This window comes from Streptomyces sp. NPDC050315 (assembly GCF_040655775.1).
GTDB lineage: Bacteria > Actinomycetota > Actinomycetes > Streptomycetales > Streptomycetaceae > Streptomyces.
Genome location: NZ_JBFAKN010000001.1, coordinates 626912 through 642760, shown reverse-complemented (window position 1 = coordinate 642760; position 15849 = coordinate 626912). Strand labels below are relative to the sequence as shown.

9 protein-coding genes and 2 pseudogenes are annotated in these 15849 nt (G+C 69.0%); 6 read left to right on the top strand and 5 right to left on the bottom strand.

Annotated features, from left to right (window positions below; all coding sequences use genetic code 11):
* Window position 1: 1 nt before the first annotated feature.
* Together AB0I82_RS02895 and AB0I82_RS02890 are read left to right on the top strand one after the other, a co-directional pair.
* Window positions 2-460 (top strand): SRPBCC family protein, encoded by a 459-nt coding sequence (locus tag AB0I82_RS02895; RefSeq protein ID WP_363255253.1) that lies wholly within the window; start codon window positions 2-4, stop codon window positions 458-460.
* Window positions 461-704: 244 nt separating this feature from the next.
* Window positions 705-1421: an ester cyclase gene (locus AB0I82_RS02890; protein ID WP_363255252.1), complete on the top strand. Its 717-nt coding sequence runs from the start codon at window positions 705-707 to the stop codon at window positions 1419-1421.
* A gap of 70 nt (window positions 1422-1491) precedes the next feature.
* Here AB0I82_RS02890 and AB0I82_RS02885 read toward each other — a convergent pair.
* Window positions 1492-2207: pseudogene (locus AB0I82_RS02885) on the bottom strand (MFS transporter); the annotation flags it as partial.
* Between the two features lie 347 nt (window positions 2208-2554).
* On the opposite strand from AB0I82_RS02885, the gene AB0I82_RS02880 reads away from it, so the two are divergent.
* Together AB0I82_RS02880 and AB0I82_RS02875 are read left to right on the top strand one after the other, a co-directional pair.
* Window positions 2555-3796, top strand: a complete 1242-nt coding sequence (locus AB0I82_RS02880; RefSeq protein ID WP_363255251.1) for a carboxylate--amine ligase — start codon at window positions 2555-2557, stop codon at window positions 3794-3796.
* A gap of 40 nt (window positions 3797-3836) precedes the next feature.
* Window positions 3837-5867 carry a hypothetical protein gene (locus AB0I82_RS02875; protein ID WP_363255250.1) on the top strand — a complete coding sequence of 677 codons (2031 nt, stop codon included), beginning with the start codon at window positions 3837-3839 and terminating at the stop codon, window positions 5865-5867.
* Between the two features lie 240 nt (window positions 5868-6107).
* Here AB0I82_RS02875 and AB0I82_RS02870 read toward each other — a convergent pair whose 3' ends face one another.
* The 3 genes from AB0I82_RS02870 to AB0I82_RS02860 all read right to left on the bottom strand — a co-directional run bounded on the left by AB0I82_RS02870 (window position 6108) and on the right by AB0I82_RS02860 (window position 11169).
* Entirely contained in the window at window positions 6108-6827 is a 720-nt protein-coding gene (locus tag AB0I82_RS02870) for a DUF317 domain-containing protein (protein WP_363255249.1), read from the bottom strand.
* A 580-nt stretch (window positions 6828-7407) separates the two neighbouring features.
* The gene (locus AB0I82_RS02865; RefSeq protein ID WP_363255248.1) at window positions 7408-8772 is read right to left on the bottom strand and encodes a hypothetical protein; all 1365 of its coding nucleotides are present in this window, start codon (window positions 8770-8772) and stop codon (window positions 7408-7410) included.
* 12 nt (window positions 8773-8784) lie between these two features.
* On the bottom strand, window positions 8785-11169 hold the full coding sequence (locus tag AB0I82_RS02860; RefSeq protein WP_363255246.1) for a hypothetical protein: 2385 nt from the start codon (window positions 11167-11169) through the stop codon (window positions 8785-8787).
* Between the two features lie 244 nt (window positions 11170-11413).
* Here AB0I82_RS02860 and AB0I82_RS02855 point away from each other — a divergent pair.
* Both AB0I82_RS02855 and AB0I82_RS02850 read left to right on the top strand, forming a co-directional pair.
* Window positions 11414-11897 (top strand): annotated as a pseudogene (locus AB0I82_RS02855) (MFS transporter); the annotation flags it as partial.
* A gap of 538 nt (window positions 11898-12435) precedes the next feature.
* Window positions 12436-13539 carry an acyltransferase family protein gene (locus AB0I82_RS02850; RefSeq protein ID WP_363255245.1) on the top strand — a complete coding sequence of 368 codons (1104 nt, stop codon included), beginning with the start codon at window positions 12436-12438 and terminating at the stop codon, window positions 13537-13539.
* Window positions 13540-13549: 10 nt separating this feature from the next.
* Here AB0I82_RS02850 and AB0I82_RS02845 read toward each other — a convergent pair whose 3' ends face one another.
* On the bottom strand, window positions 13550-15745 hold the full coding sequence (locus AB0I82_RS02845) for an FUSC family protein (RefSeq protein ID WP_363256052.1): 2196 nt from the start codon (window positions 15743-15745) through the stop codon (window positions 13550-13552).
* Between the last annotated feature and the right edge of the window lie 104 nt (window positions 15746-15849).

Below are 15849 nucleotides of genomic sequence, written 5' to 3'. Positions count from 1 at the left end.
AATGTCTGCCATCAAAGAGAGTGTGGACATCTCCCGCCGGCCCGAAGACGTCTACTCCTACGTGACTGACCCCTCCCACCTCGCCGAATGGCAGGAGAGCGTCATATCCGTGGAGCCGATCGGTGACGCCCCGATCGGCCCGATGACTGTGGGTTCCCGGATGCGCATCACCCGCCGCATCGGTCGTCGGGAATTCCCGATGACCATGGAAGTGGCCGAGGTCGACCCGCCGCGCAGCTGGCACATGCGCGGCATCGACGGCCCCGTCCGAGGTGACGTCCACGGCAGCATCGAACCGCTCGAAGGCGGCACCCGCTCCCGCATGACGATCGACCTCGACTTCGAAGGTCACGGAATGGGGCACCTCCTCGCCCCCCTGGTCGTCCGCCCTCACGCCCGCAAGGAAGTCCCCCGAGACGAACAAACCCTTAAGAACCTTCTGGAAAGCGACCCCGTGTAGGGCCGCCCGGCCGCCCCGGCGGTCAGTAGTGGTGCCGGGCGGCACCTGAAAACGGGGCACGCCCGGCACCGTTGCTGAGTTCATGGATCCCCGGAGTGCGTTGATTCGAGCCGGTGGCTGCGAGTCGGGGGCGATCAGCGAGCGCTCCGAGATGTCGATTGCCGTTGGCGTGTTTGATCAGCGAACAAGCCGCATACGGGCATTTCTCACTAAACTGGACGGGGGATCCTCTTTGGGAGGCACCATGACATTCATGCAGATCATCGACTGCAGGACCATCAAGTTCGACGACATGAACCGGCTCATGGATTCATGGGTCGAAGCGACTCAGGGCAGGCGGACCGCTACGCACTCGGTCGTCGGCCGGGACCGGTCGCAGGCCGATCACTTCGTCGAGATCATCGAGTTCCCGTCGTACGAGGAAGCGATGACGAACTCCGCGCTCCCGGAGACCAACAAGATCTTCGAGGAGATGGTCGCGCTCTGCGACGGGATGCCGACCTTCACGGACCTGGACGTGGTCCGCGACGAGCAGCTCAACAAGGCGACCTGCCGCCGCTTCTTCCAGGAGCTGGCCCGCGAGGGCGACGCCGCCGGGTTCGCCGAGTGCTTCACGGCCGACTATCACGACCACGATGTGGCCAACAAGGAGCAGGACACCCGTGGCGTCGACGGCATGCACGAAGAGGTGCTCGGCTACCGCACCGCATTCCCGGACTTCGAGTTCACCGTCCAGGACCAGATCGCCGAGGGCGACCGGGTCGTGACGCGCTGGACGTGGCAGGGTACCCACCGCGGCGAGATGCGCGGGATCCCGGCCACCGGCAAGAAGGTCACGATGGAAGGCACCACGACCTTCCTGTTCGATGAGCACGGCAAGATCAAGGAAGGCTGGTGGCACTGGGATGTCCTCGGCATGCTCAGCCAGCTCGGCGTCGTCGACCTCCCGAAGTCCGCATAGATTTCCGAAGTCCGCGTAGTCCCGGAACGCACCACCCGCCGTCCGTGTCCCTCAGCACAATAGCCAGGGATCAACGGCCAGGGGCTTGCTGGGGAGTGTCGGGGGCCAGGGTGGTGTGCAGGTGGGGGAGTTGGCCCGGGTCGCGTGAGGGCCACAGTCGCAGTGCGAGGAGCCCGGCCACCAGAGCCGTTGTGCCCAGCGTGAGGACGGCTGGCTGGAGTCCGGTTGCGGCGCCGAGCCATCCGGCGAGCGGGTAGGTCAGCAGCCAGCACGCGTGGGACAGCGCGAACTGTGCCGCGAACGCGGACGTACGCGCTGTGGCCGGTGCGGAGCGGCGGATCAGTCGCCCGGTGGGCATGAGTACTATCGAGCAGGCGGCGCCGAAGGCGGCCCAGGCCGCGAGGAGGGCGGGCCACCGCCAACTGCCGGAATCGGCCGCGGTGATGTCGTCGAGGCCGGTGAAGAGCACGGTGAGCAGCAGGGCGCCGCTCAGCATTACCGCGCGGTCGGATGCGTGGTCGAGTACGCGGGGGAGCAGCAGCACGACGGCCATGGAGCCTGCGCCGTACGCGTCGAGCGCGAGCGGTACCTCGCCGGCGGAACAGCCGAGGTGGTCACGGACGTAGACGACGCTGTTGACGGTGACGACCGCGCTCGCGGCGGCGACGGCCAGGCGCGGCCGCGAGTGCCGGGGAGCACGTCCGGGATGACGGCCTGGAAGGCGGGGGTGAAGGCGGCGGAGGCGGCCTGCAGCACGAAGGCCAGGACGTAGACCTGCCAGGCCTGACCGTCGAACTCGCCCCCGTCCTTCGCCAGTTGGCTCATTGCCCAGGGCATCCGCCGGCGTCTGGGCAACCGGCTCATCCACGACGACAAGATGCCGGTCGTCGACAAGACTGCTCGCTTTTGAGCGGCCGGGCATCGGTCAGTGGAGCCGATCACTCCCGCCGGTCCCGCCTCCGCCGCCCTTCACCCGAGTGGCAGGCGTACCCACTCGAACGTGCCGTCTCCGTCCGTGCGCGCGGGAATGAGGCGCTTGCGCGCGGGAAGGAGGTGCTCTGCGCGGCAGATCGCCGGGCACGGTCGTGCCAGCCACGCCGTCGACGAGCGGACGCGCCGAAGGAGAGAGGCCTATGACAGAAGGCGAACCGGCCACAAAGGACCCGAACAAGGGCTACGTAGCGCTTCTTGGCTGGAGTCTCAACGCAGTGGAGGCCCTCGACCGGTTCGATCGGCGATACGTCGTCGTGGCGCCGGAGTGGGCCGAGAAGTACTGCGTCGAGCACGACATCCCCTACGTGCCATGGGACTTCGAGCGGCTCAACGACCGCTCCTTGGAGATCGCCGAGACTCTTCGGGACGAGGGTGTCGACGTCGCGATCCCGCTGTTCGAGGAAACGGTCGAATGGGCAGGGGCGATCAACTCCGTTCTGCTGAACAACCCGCGTCTGTACGGTCAGGCCATGCTGCTGCGGGACAAGGCGCTGATGAAGCGCCGCGCGCAACTGGGCGGCATCCGGGTCGGAATCTTCGAGGAAGCCCACGACCGGGACGACGTGATCCGCTTCCTCAAGCGCGTCAATCAGACCCTGCTCAAGCTGGACGGTGACCCGAACGACCCGATCCACCTCAAGGCCTTCGACAAGGCAGGATGCCTCGGGCACCGCGTCATCCGCACTCCGGACGAGGTCGACACGATTCCGGATGAGGAGTTCCCGGTCCTCATGGAATCCCATCTCGACGGCTGGGAGTTCGCGGTCGAGGCGTGGGTGCACAACGGGAAGATCAAGTTCCTCAACATCTCCGAATACGTCACGCTGGGTTATTCGGTGTTCGTGCCGGCCACTCCGGAACTGGAGCGGTACCGTCCGCAGATCACGGCGCAGATCGAGAAGCTCATCAAGACGTTCGACATCGAGTTCGGCTTCGTGCACCCGGAGTACTTCGTCACCAGTGACGGCGAGATGTACTTCGGCGAGGTCGCCTACCGGCCACCGGGCTTCAAGGTGTTCGAGCTGCTGGAGCGGGCATACGGGTTCAATGCCTACCATGGGCTGGTACTGGCTTTCGACCCGAAGACGACCGAGGAGGAGATCGACGCCTTCTTTCCGCGCGAGGTCGTCGACGCGTCCGGGGTCGCCGGCTGCTTCGGTGTCTACCCGCGTCGCCGCGTCGTCAGCGACCTGGAGATCCCGGAGGAGACCGAGGACGACGACTACTACGAGTCGCACGACCTCTCGACGCCGCTCGAGGAGACCGTCACCAAGAGGACCGCGTTCGGCACCCACTGGGGCCTGGTGTACTTCTTCGGTGAAGACCCCTACCGGATGCGCGACCTGTTGAAGAAGCAGGAAGAGCTCGACTTCTACGTCTGACGACCCCGTGGACGCAGGAGACCAACCCGAGGGAAACCCTTTGAAACCGACCGTCGACGCCAACGGTGAGGCCACGACGCTGGAGAAGCGCGTGACCTCACTCGACGACGCCATCCGGGCCATGGCCGAAACCCGCGACTTCGGCAAGCACACGAAGCTGCGGCGGGTCCTGGAAGCATTGCGGCGGGTGCTCATGCAGCCGGGCGGCGTCGCGGCGGTCCAGGCCAGGGCGCAGGCCCTGGAGGAAGCCGGGCTTTTCCAGGGGACGGACTGGGCGTCACCGGAGATCCTCATCCCGGCGCTGGCCGGCCCTGGCCTGCACAGCGGAGACACGGACACCGTGGTCATGGAGGCGACCAGCGAGCTGCGGATGCTCGCCGTCGCCCGCGGCGACTACGCGCACCCGACCTTGCCCGCCGAGGACGCCCGCCAGTTCCTGTCCCAGGTACTGGCAACCAACCTGGAGCTGCTGTTCACTCCGCCCAGCGAGGCGGAGCGAACCCGGCAGGGCCGGACCGCACAGCTCATCCGCGACCTGTTCCGCCACCTCGCCGAAGAGGTCGGTTACGACAGTGTCCTGGACAACCTGGTCGACGAGATCTGGCGGATCCTGCGCCAGCGTCCGATCCAGGTCGAGGCGGTGCAGTCCCTCATCACCCGGATCGCGATCCACCGCAACGACCCGGACGTCGCTCTCGGCGTGACGTCGGGGCAGGGCGTCGACCGGCTCATCACGAGCCTCTTCGGGACCACCGAGGCGTGCCGGGAGGACCCGGGCATCGACGTCTTCCGCTCCCGGATCGAGGCGATGGACGCCCCCGGCCTGCAGTACGAGGCGACGGGCTTCGCGCGGGCGATGCACGACACCGGTCTGGTGTCGCCGTACCACGCGGAACTGCTCCGGTACCTCCTGTCCGAGAGCGACTACCTCGTCGGCGAGGCGCTCGGGCTGTCCGACACCGGCCGGAACTGCCTGCTGCGCTACAGCGAACTGGTGCACCGGCTGATCGAGGTGGCCGTGCACCCGCAGACCGCGCAAAGCGTCTACGGGCTGGCGCTGCTGCTCGACCGCGGCATCCTTTACGAGGCGCCGGTGGTGCCCGCATTGTGGCGCCAGCTGTCGCTCGAGCTCTCCCCGGTCGCGCGGGAGCGGTTGACGACGGTTTTCGGCGAGACGCCGGGGCCGCAGGCGCGGCTGGTCGCGGGGGTGCTCTCGATGCTGGGCCAGCCGCTCGGCGTCGGTCAGGGCGACAACCCCACCTGCCAGTCGGCCCGCGCGCTGTCGATGTGGGCCTACAACGACCCGGACTACCTGCTGCAAGTGGTGGTCTGGGCGGCCCGTGACGACGAGATCCTCATGCACTTCGAGGGCCAGCCGATCTCGTCGAAGGACAGCGCGGCCGGAGTCGCGAGCACGCTGCCGATGGACCTGGACCCCGTGTCCCTGCTCGTGGTACCCCACTTGGACCGGATATACGCCGAGATGGGGCGGCGCTGCGCCGCGCGGCCCGGGGACCCGCACCGGTGGGTCAACCCCGAGTTCCACGGCTGGTGGGCGGCCCGTGGGTTCCATATCAATGTCGACGTCGCGACCGGAAACCTGGTCGACCTCGACGGGTTCCTGCGGCAGTTCCACGCCTGCTACCACCCGTCCTACAACGGCGACCAGCCGCTGATCCATCCGCAGCCGGCCGGCGTCGCCGTCACCGACAGCGCGGCCCGCTACGTCGGCTGGCACGCCATCACGATCCTGCGGGCGGCGCTGGATCCACAGGACGTCATGCGGGTGTATTTCTTCAACCCGAACAACGACAGCGGCCAGGACTGGGGCGACGGCGTCGTCGTCTCCACGGCGGGCAACGGCGAACGGTTCGGCGAGGCCTCACTGCCGTTCGACCAGTTCGCCTCGCGGCTCTACATCTTCCACGCCGACCCGCTCGAACACGGCGAACCGGAGCGGGTACCCGCCGAAGACATCACTCGGATCATCGGCTACATCGAACGCAGCTGGGGCAACGACCGACTGCCCGCGGGGATGCTGCAGGCCCACGAAGGACCCACGAGCCTGTGAGCCCAGCACTCCAGATGTAGATCGTGATCTTCATGTCTGGATCGCGGCTCGTCCCTACGCGGAAAATGGGCGCACTTGAGACAGCAACCATGTGACGCGGTGTGAGGCGGCCAGTGGAGGACGGGTGGGGACCGAGGGAGGCACGGGGGCGATCTGGGCCGCGTCGCGGCTGAGCTTCGGAACCTCGGTCCCGTATCGGAGTACGGGAGTTGGGTCGGCCAGGCGTGCGGTGGCGGGCGATCAGGTGGGAAGGGGGGTGAAGTTGGCGTACCAGCGGGAGCAGTAGCCCCGGTTGCCGCCCCAGTCGCCCCAGCGGACTTGGTGACCGGCCAGTTCTGCCTGATGGTCCACCGGGCCGTGGATGTGGTTGACCACGGCGAGTCCATCCGGGGCGTGGGCTGCGCTGAGGCAGGGGCGCTTCTTGGTCTTCCAACCTGCCTGGATGAGGGGGTGGAGGCCGACGTCTTGCTTGGTGTTCCCGTAGAGGTAGGCGTCGCTGCCGGGGGCATAGTCGTGGGCGAGGGCGGTGGCGAAGGCGGTCACCAGCTCGGTGGGGGTGGGGTTGTCGAAGGTGGCGATCCCATGGGGCGGGGCGAATGGGTCGGAGTGCACGGCGATCTTCCAGCGGGCGTCGTCCTCTCCTTCGGGCAGGAAGCCCAGGCGAATGCGCTGATCGGGGGAGGGGACATAGACGTTGGCAACTCGTCGCGGTGGAGCTGGAAGCCGTGATCGATCAGGGGCTGGAGAGCGGGGTCGCCGATGTAGCGGGATCCAGCCAGGTGGATGGGCGTCACGTAGAGGTCGCCGTCGGGGAGACAGGGGATGGGCATGGTGGAACTCCGGCACGAAGGAGTGGCGTTGGTCAGCGCTGTCGGCGCGGGGCGGTAATGATCCGCCGATAGGCGACGTAGTGCAGCTGCGTCTCCTTGCGCACGCCCTCCAACCCGAGAAGGGCCTCATCCAGCCCCTCGTACAGGTCCCGCGCGGGCCGGCGATGGCACGGTACTGCGCTGGACGGCGGCACGGCCGGCAACGGAGGCAACCATCTGCAGAGTGAGAACGTCGTCGAAGCCCCGGTAGGCCAGCAGGTCGATCCGGTGGCCGATCATCTGCACGGCGATCTCGTCGTGGTGCGAGAACGCTCCCGCGATGCACACCAGGCGACCAGGCGAGTGTTGCTCCAATCCACCGACGCCGCCGCACCCGGTATCTCCGTGGCTCGGCCGCTTCTGACCCGGAAGACCTTCAGGCTGCTCATGTTTCTCCCCGACTGCACCGCGCTCACTGGGAAGGGACAATCAACACCCGGAGGCGTTTATTCCGCCAGCTCCGCAGTCGACGAGTACGACGCCGGCCCTTGCTGCGACGGCCGTGATCCGGAGCGCCAGCAGGTACTGGGCCTCCGAGGTCGCCCAGGGGCCGCCCGCACCGGCTCACTTCCGCTCCAGCGGAAGTGAGCCGGTCAAGATCCTGCACCCGGACTGGGACGACGCGTCGTGGGTCAGTGTGCGAGGCAGTGACGCGACCAGTTGGACAAGTCCTAGGAAGTGGGGGGATTCGGGGGTCCCGGGTCTACGGGCGGCTGGAGATGTCGCGTGTCGGTGAAGTGCGGGGGGTGGGGTGGTGGGGGCGGCAGCGGCATGGCGTGCTGGAAGGCACGGCCGCCCGCCACACCGAACCACGCGGTCGAGCGCCGAACGGTCAGCAGGACGAAGACCACGACGCATCCGACGACGGCGAGGGCCGATGTCAGGTAGACGGAGGCGTACGTCCATGGCGGTTGGAGCTCGTCGATGTCCGGAAACGCGTCCCGGTACTGCCCCGCGGCGCCCATGCTCTCTCTCATCCGCCGTGAACTCTCCGCGATCTGTTCCAGCGTGGCTTGCGTCGTCATGGTCACGAAGGCCCGGGCGGCGGCCAGCGGCGCGAGCAGCCCGACAACGACGAGCGTGACGATGCGGGCGCGCGGCCGGGGCAGCCGGAGCGCGAGCGCCAGGACGACCAGAGTCGCGGCTATGGCCACCAGCCCCGCCATCACAATGGCGGTCGGTCCCACGGCGCTACTGGGAAGGCTGGGGAATGCCACTCTGACACCGAACTTGGCGGTCTGCTGCCGCACGGTCCGCATGTAGTCGTCGAGGTGTCCCAGGATCGCCTGGTAACTCAGGACCTCCACGACGGCACCCGCGACCGCGAGGACGGCCAGGCACATCAGCACGGCCATGGCCGTCGTGACGGTGGCCGGCCGGCGGGCGGGCGAGAGGGGTGGCTGTGACTGGGGCTGCTGGGGCGGATAGCCGTACGGCGAGGGCGGATAGGCGTACGGCGAGGGCGGAAAGCCCGGCGGCGGGGGCAAATGGCCTGGCGGAGGCGGCACTTGGCCGGCCGCCGAGGGCGGCGGTGGCTGCACGGGCCGGGGCTGCGGCCGCTGCCGGGCCGGACGGCTGTCGCGGAAGTACCCGTGGGAGGCGGGCAGCGCCAGCAGGGTGACCGAGGCGATCGTCAGCACCAGCATCCCGGTGGTCACGATGCGGGTCATGCCGCCGTACCACGGCACGGGCTCCGAGGCGCTCACCACGAGGAGCGCGACGTCGACGCAGCCGGACAGTCCGCCGACCACCCAGGTCAGCACCCGGGCCGGTTGCCTGCCCCGCCCGTCGAGGAGGGCCAGCAGCGCGCAGCCGGCGCCGAACACGATCGTGAGCACGGCGAACGTGACCAGACCGGCCGCGGCGAGCGTGCCCGCCGACTCGTCCCCCGCCTGCTCGCTCCGGTAGTGGCTGAACTCGGGAACGGCGAAGAACGTGCCGACCGCGGACACCAGGGCCAGCGCCGCCACCCCGGCGAACAGATAGCTCGCCGCGAACACGGTGCCCGGAGGCGTCGGCCGCGGTACCTGCCTCATCGTGGTCACCGGTCAGGCCCCCGTCGGCTTGTTCGCCCGGCGGCGGCGCAGCAGCACGGCGCCCGCAACGATCCATGCCGTGAGAGGCAGGGCCGCGAGCGCGTAGAACAGCGGCTTCGACGTCGCCGGTGTGGGTTCGGCGTAGGCCTCGGGCAGGGGTCTGGAGGTGGTCAGGCCGCCGAGCCACACCTCGCGCTTCGTCCCGCTCGGCGCGTACAGCGCGTTGCGCGCCGAGGCCGCCAGCTCGGAGTGCTCCTTGGCGAACGCGGCAGCGCTCAGCCGGTTCTGGGCGATGCGGGTGAAGTCCACGCCGCCGTAGACGTAGGTCTTGGTATAGACGGTGTTGCCCTCGGTGGTGGTGTGCTTGACCTTGAACTCGCCCTCCCTGTACGAGCGGACGTAGCGATCGAAGACCTCCCGGGGCGTCCATTTCTCCGGGGAGACCCAGCGGCTGATGTCGCCCTTGCCGATCACGTCGGAGTACGCGGTGTGCTTGGTGGCGCCGCGCTTGCGGAACCACTCCGCGGCGACCCGGCTGGCGTACACCCGGCGCAGATCGGCGTACTCGGGCGCGTGGTTCACCGCGTCCTGGACCCGCGGCAGGATCGTCGTGCGGTACAGCTCCTCGTTGTGCCGGGTGGCCGCGTCGTCCCCCTGGACACACTTCGCGGCGCCCTGGGCCTTGACGACGTCCTGCTCCATCTTCACCCGCAAGGGCGCGTCCAGGATGTACAGCTCCTTACCGTTGTCGCGGACGGTGGCCTTGCCGGGGACGATCCACTGCCGCATGGACAGGCAACTGGCATCGCCCTGCAGGGCGTCCCAGAACTTCCGGCCGCCGGCGGTGTCGGGATGGATGAACTTCGCGACCGACTTCTTCATCGCGAGATCGGCCTCCAACAGCACCCGTCCGGCGTCCGTCTTCCCGAACTCGGCGTCGATGATCCGGTCGGGCTCGTCGGGATTGAGGTTCACGGTGAAGGCGGACGGCGGCAGCGCCAGCCAGACGAAGAACGAGTCGGAGGCGAGCCGGGCCGCGCGCCGGCCGCCGAAGGACCGCTCGTCGGTGGTCAGCTTGTCGGCCTTGAAGGCGTACTGCACGCCGGAGCCGTTGTGGTACGTGTCGGATACGTAGCGCAGCTCCAGTGTGGAGAAGTCGACGCCGCCGAGATCGCGTCGGCCGGTCGCCGGGGTGTCACCGTTTCTGGCGAGATCCTCGGCGTGCCAGTCATCGATCAACCCGGTCCGGATCGCGTCCTCCAGCGAGTCGGCCGAACCCTCCAGCGCCTCGGTCATCGGGCTGTCGGCAGGCAACTGTCCGGGGGCGGCCAGCACGTCCGGCGCGGCCGCGCCACCGGCCGGCCCGCCGCGTGGCCCGTCGGGCGGGCCTTGCGGGGTCGGTACGCCGCCTCCGCCCTGGGTGGAGGGTGGCGTGCCGCCCGCGCCGGGGGTGGGCGGCGGCGTGCCGTTCGTGGCGCCCGGCGTCACCCGCTGCCCGAGCGCCGGGAAGTACCTCACGTCCGACTGGACGCCGAACCGCGCCGCCAGCTCCTTGATCATCTCGACCGACTCCGCGTTGGGCCGCTCGCCGAACACGGTGATCAGACGGCAATCGGTCGCCTTGGCGATCTTCATCAGGTCCTCGAACTGCATCCGGCCCTCGTCGGTCAAGACATCCGGGCCGGACTTCATCTCCACGATGATCTTGAGCTTCTCGAAGTCCGCGGCGTCGAGCGGGCGGTCGTCCTTGTGCAGACCCAGGCCCTTGAGCTTCGGCATCAGCTTCCTGGGCACCTTCTTGCCGTACTTCCAGGCTCCCCGCCGCTCCAGCCCTTCCTTCTGGATGTACTCCCGCTTGACCAGCGGCTCGAACCCATAGCCCTTGTGATGGCTGTTGTAGGCATTGATGTAGCCGGCGCGCCACTGCTTCCAGTCCGGTACCGCGCTGCCCTCTTTCTGTACCTTCCAGTGGGCGAACATGAACTTCTTGGTGCCCCAAACGTACTTGTCAGGGCTGTCGATGCGATTCAGTACCCGGTCGGACGGCTCACGGACATCGCTCAGTACGCCGGGCTCCCGAAAGACCTCCTTCTCGAAGATCTTCCGGAACTTCTCCCACGTCATGCCCCTCTTGTTGTACATCTTCCACCGGGCGAACATGTGCTGCCAGGTGCCCCAGGTGTACTTGTCCTTGCCCTCGATGGGGTGCAGGTCCGCCTCTTTGGGCTCGGGTATCGCCTTGAGCCCATCAACGTCCATGTACTGATAGACGCCCCTCAAGTACGTGTCGGCATTCCATTCCACGCCCGGGAGCGGGATGTCCGGAGGAGCGGCGACGGCCGGCGCAGAGGGGCACACGAGAGCGATCAGGCTCACGGCGGCGGCCAGCGTGATCATACGGATCCTGAGGAGCGCTAAAGGCGTCGACACCCCGTCATTGTCTGTACTCGGTCAATAAGGGTCAAGGAGTCGCCGCTCAGCACCCGGCGGACGACCGAGGTGTCCGGGCAGGCACCGCTCGGGTGACGACTTCTGGTCGCTGTCGGTGTGCCCAGGCCGGCACGCCGCGATCAACGCAGACATCCGCCACGTGTAGCAGAAGGGCAGGCAAGCCCTGACCGACGTCGGCTCCCCGCCTGCGTCCGTGGGTGGTGAGTTCGCGGCGACACCACCTTCCTCGTGGAGTCCGCCGGGCCCGGCAGGCGGGGGCTGTTCGCCAGCTTCCAGTACGTCCCCACCTCCATCGGCCAGCTGGTGGCCTCCGGTACCGCCGCCGTGTTGGCCGCGAGCCTCAGCAGGCCGCGGCCAGCCCCGGCCTCTTCGATGAGTTCTACTCGCTGCTACTGGTGCAGTGTGCGGGAATGGTGCTGCTCACCGGCTACACGTCCATCGCCGCGGCGGTGAACGCGGAGGTCTTCCCCGCCCGGGTGCGTGCCGCCGGCATCGGCTTTCCGTACTCGCTCACCGTGGCCCTCTTCGGGGGTACCGCGCCCTATATGGGCACGCTCTTCAAGGAGCTCGGCACCCCGGGCCTCTTCCCCTGGTACGTGGCCGTGCTCTGTCTGCTGTCCTTCGTGGTGTATCTGCGGCTGCCGGAGACGTCGAAGCAGCCGTTGGAGACCTGAGGTCCGCAGTCTCTGCGAAAACGGCGGGCGCCGCTCCTCCCTGGGACGGGGAGGAGCGGCGCCCGGTGATGCGGTTCCGTCAGACGAGCCAGCCCACGAAGTGGATGACGCCGGCCAGCACGTTGGTGAGGAAGTCCATCGGGTTGTTCTCCTTGTACATGGTGCGTTTCTGGGACACGCTGCCGCGCCGGTAAGGGACTTCGGGCGGGAGCGGCGCCGTGACGGTCTGCAGCCCGTCGCTTGCGCCCCGTAAGAATCGCCTGCCTCGGGCAACCAATGAAAGCGCTTTGGGGAGCGATCACGCGTTCTGGGGAACAACCGCTCCCGTGTTCGTGAGTTCGTCTCAGCCGAGGTCCGGCAGGTAGCCGAGGAGGACGTCGGCCGGACCGTGGATCTCCACCCCGCACCGCCGGGAGTCGTCGTCCGAAGAGCCGCGCCCGTCGCCGTGCGGCATTCGACGCCGTGCCCCGTCGCCCCCTAGGGTCGTCCCCTACAACGTGTAGGAGGGAACACGCGCGGTCATCGCCGAGGAGGTCACGTGGGACAGCGCTCGCCGGACACGCAGGGCACGGGACGAGATCCGTTCTTCGACAACGCGAAGCTGCTGGCCATGGTGCTGGTGGTGGCCGGGCACGCCTGGCAGCCGCTCAAGGACAGCCACGCCGTGTGGTCCGGCTATCTGTTCCTTTACATGTTCCACATGCCGCTGTTCATCGTGATCTCCGGCTACTTCTCGCGGAGCTTCGCCTTCAAGCCCGAGCAGGGCAAACGGCTGATCACCGGGATCGCCGTGCCGTACCTCCTCTTCGAGGCCGCGTACTCCCTCTACGGCAACGCCGTCGACGGCCGGCACAACGACCTCAGCCTGCTCTCCCCGTGGTACCTCACCTGGTTCCTCGCGGCGCTCTTCGTATGGCGGCTCACCGCCCCGGTGTGGCGGGCGATGCGCTGGTACGTCGCGGTCGGACTCGCCCTCGCCCTCGCGCTGATCGGCGCGGCCACCCCGTTGAGCGGCGTCCTCAACCTCGCCCGTGTCCTGCAGTTCCTGCCGTTCTTCGTGATCGGCCTCGTGCTCCGCCCCGAGCACTGGCAGCTGCTGCGGGCGCGGTGGGTACGGATCGCCGCCGTACCGGTATTGGCGGGCGGCGCGGTGCTCGCGTACTGGGCCAAGGGCCGGATGACCGCCCAGTGGGCCATGCACAACCACAGCTGGGGCGATCTGCACGTCTCCTGGCCGGTCGGGATGGCGATGACGCTGGGCACCACCGCCTGCTCGCTGGTCCTCGCGGTGGCGTTCCTGGCCTGGGTGCCGCGCCGCCGCACCTGGTTCACCCCGCTCGGCGCCGGGACCCTCTGTGCGTATCTGCTGCACGGCTTCTTCGTGCGCACCGCCGCCTGGGAGGGATGGTTCGACGCGCCCTTCTGGCACACTCCGGCGGGCGAACTGGCCGTCACCGCCTTCGGCGTCGCCCTCGCGCTGGCGCTCACCTCGCCCCCGGTCCGCCGCTTCTTCCGCCCGGTCATGGAACCGCGGCTGGACTGGGCGTTCCGGCTGCCGGCCGGTGCGCGTCGCCAGCAGCGGGACCCGGACCGGGCCCGCGAGCAGGCCCCGGTACCGGCGGGCAGCCACCGGGCTTCCTGAACGTCGGCTCTCAGCCAGTCGTCCCCACATTGCGGCCCGACACCGGGACCTCCAGCGGGCGGGCGAGGCCGATCACGCCCTCGTCGAGGCGCTGGAGGTGGCGCAGGACGCGGTAGGTGACGGTGCCGGAGCGCGGAGTGCCGGTGTCGTCCACGTCCAGTATCGAGGCGATGCTCGCGCCGGCCGTGACCTCGCCCCTGCCGCTCTCCTCCACCGCGCGCGCCACGATGATGTCGATGTTCCGCGCGATGCGCCCGCCGGCCCGCTCCAGCCGCGGATCGGCCGCGACATTCTTGCTGTACGGCACGAGCTCGGCCGTCGCCGCCAGCGAACGGGCGTGGTACGCGCAGGTCTCCAGCAGCGCCACCAGATAGCGGGCGGTCTGCCGGCGGCCCCGCAACGGCGTGATCGGGTGCGTCAGCGGCTGCGTGGAGGCACGCAGATCGTCCAGCGCAGAGTCCAGGTCGCGCGCCTTGTCCAGCAGGTCGGCGGCGGGGCCGCCACTCAGCTGCGCCACCGCGGCCGTCACCACGTCGCGCAGCCGCTCCAGCACCGTGCCCAGCAGCTCGTCCGTGCGGCGGTCGGTGTGCACCGGCAGCACCAGCATGGCGGCGATGATCCCGCACGCCGCGCCGAGCGCCGTCTCCTCGATGCGCAGCACCAGCACGGCCAGGCTGTAGGTGTTCAGCAGCGTGTAGAGCAGGCCCAGCATCGCGGTGACGCAGAAGGACATCAGCGCGTACGACAGCGGCGCCGTGAAGAACATCCCGAAGATGAAGAGCAGTACGAGGGCGAACGCGAGCCAGGTGTTGTTCCCGACGAGCCCCGCGAGCGCGACACCGGCGACCACGCCGAGGATCGTGCCGACAAGCCGGCGGTAGCCCTTGACCAGGATCTCGCCGGTCGACGCGGTGTTGAGGAAGACGACCCAGCAGGTCAGCACCGCCCAGTACCAGCGCTGGCTGGAGAGGAACTCGCCGCCGATGATGGCCAGCGTCGAGCCCACCGCGACCTGGAAGGCCGCCCTGGTGGTGGGGCGCTGCAGGCCGGTGCGCTCGTCGGCGGCCTGCTCGGCCGCCTCCTCGTCCAGCCCTGCCATCGCGACGTCCTCGGCGTCGAACTCCTCACGGGAGCGGGCCGTCGCGGGGGTGTCGTCGGACGCGTCCTGCGGCCCGTCCAGCGCCAGCCGCAGACCCAGCACGGCGCGCGCGGCCTCGCCGATGCCGCGGAAGACGTCCTGGACGGCGGGGGAGGCCGCAGGCAGCTTGTCCTCGTCGCGGTAGCCGAGCAGCCGGTTCCGTACGTGGGCCAGCGCCATGCCGCGGTCGTCGGCGCCGCGGCGCGCGATCAGCAGGTGCAGCGCGCTCAGGTCCCGGCGCAGGGTCCGGGTCGCGGCGTCCTCGCGCGGCAGCCGCTCGGCGGCGACCTGCACCGGCGCGTGCGGCAGATGCAGCGTGATGGTGTCGGCACGCTCGGCGCTGCGCGCGTTGAGCAGGATGACGCCCAGCCGCTCGGCGGCGATCTCGGCGTCCGCGATACGGCGCTGCAGCCGCGCCGCCGTGGCCTCGTCCCGGGTCCCTTCCTCCAGCCGGCCCTGGATCATCAGGGCCGCCTCGTGCAGCCGGGCGGTGCACCGCCGCAGACTGTCCAGGACCTTGTCCAGATCGTCGTCCGTAGTGGCGTCGAGCAGCTCTATCTGCGCCGCCACCAGCTGTGCGAGCCGCGCCCTGAAAGCCTCGCGGAGCCGCCCCAGGGTGCGCTGGGGCGTCTCCGGTACGACGGCGAATCGGACGACCGCGCTGCACGCGAAGGCGACGGCCAGCGTCAGGTACAGCTCCGGCAGCGCGCCGACGGTGGCCTGGACGAACAGCGAGACGAAGTAGACCTGGAAGCCGATCAGACCGAGGGCCGTGCCGCGGTCGCCGAACCGCCGCCCGTACACCGCGCCGAAGATCAGCAGCACGAAGAAGATGTCACCGGCGATGATCCGGGTGTGCAGGAGCGCTCCCAGCGACATCGCGACGAGGGCGACGGGCAGGCCGCACGCGAGCGTGACGGCCTGCCCGCGCCACTCCTTCTCCTTGATCGCGAAGGTGGCGACCATGGCCGCCATCGCGCCCGCCACCATGTGCGTGACATCCGTGCCGAGCAGCGCGAGGACGGCGAGGGCCAGGACGATCGCGCCGACCGTCCGCAGCCCCGCCATCAGCCGCAGCAGTCCCGGGTCGGACGCCGCGAAGCGGTCCCAGGCGCGGACGGAGGCCCGCCGTGTCGCTGCTATCACGCTGCCGTACTCTCCCGATGCTCGCC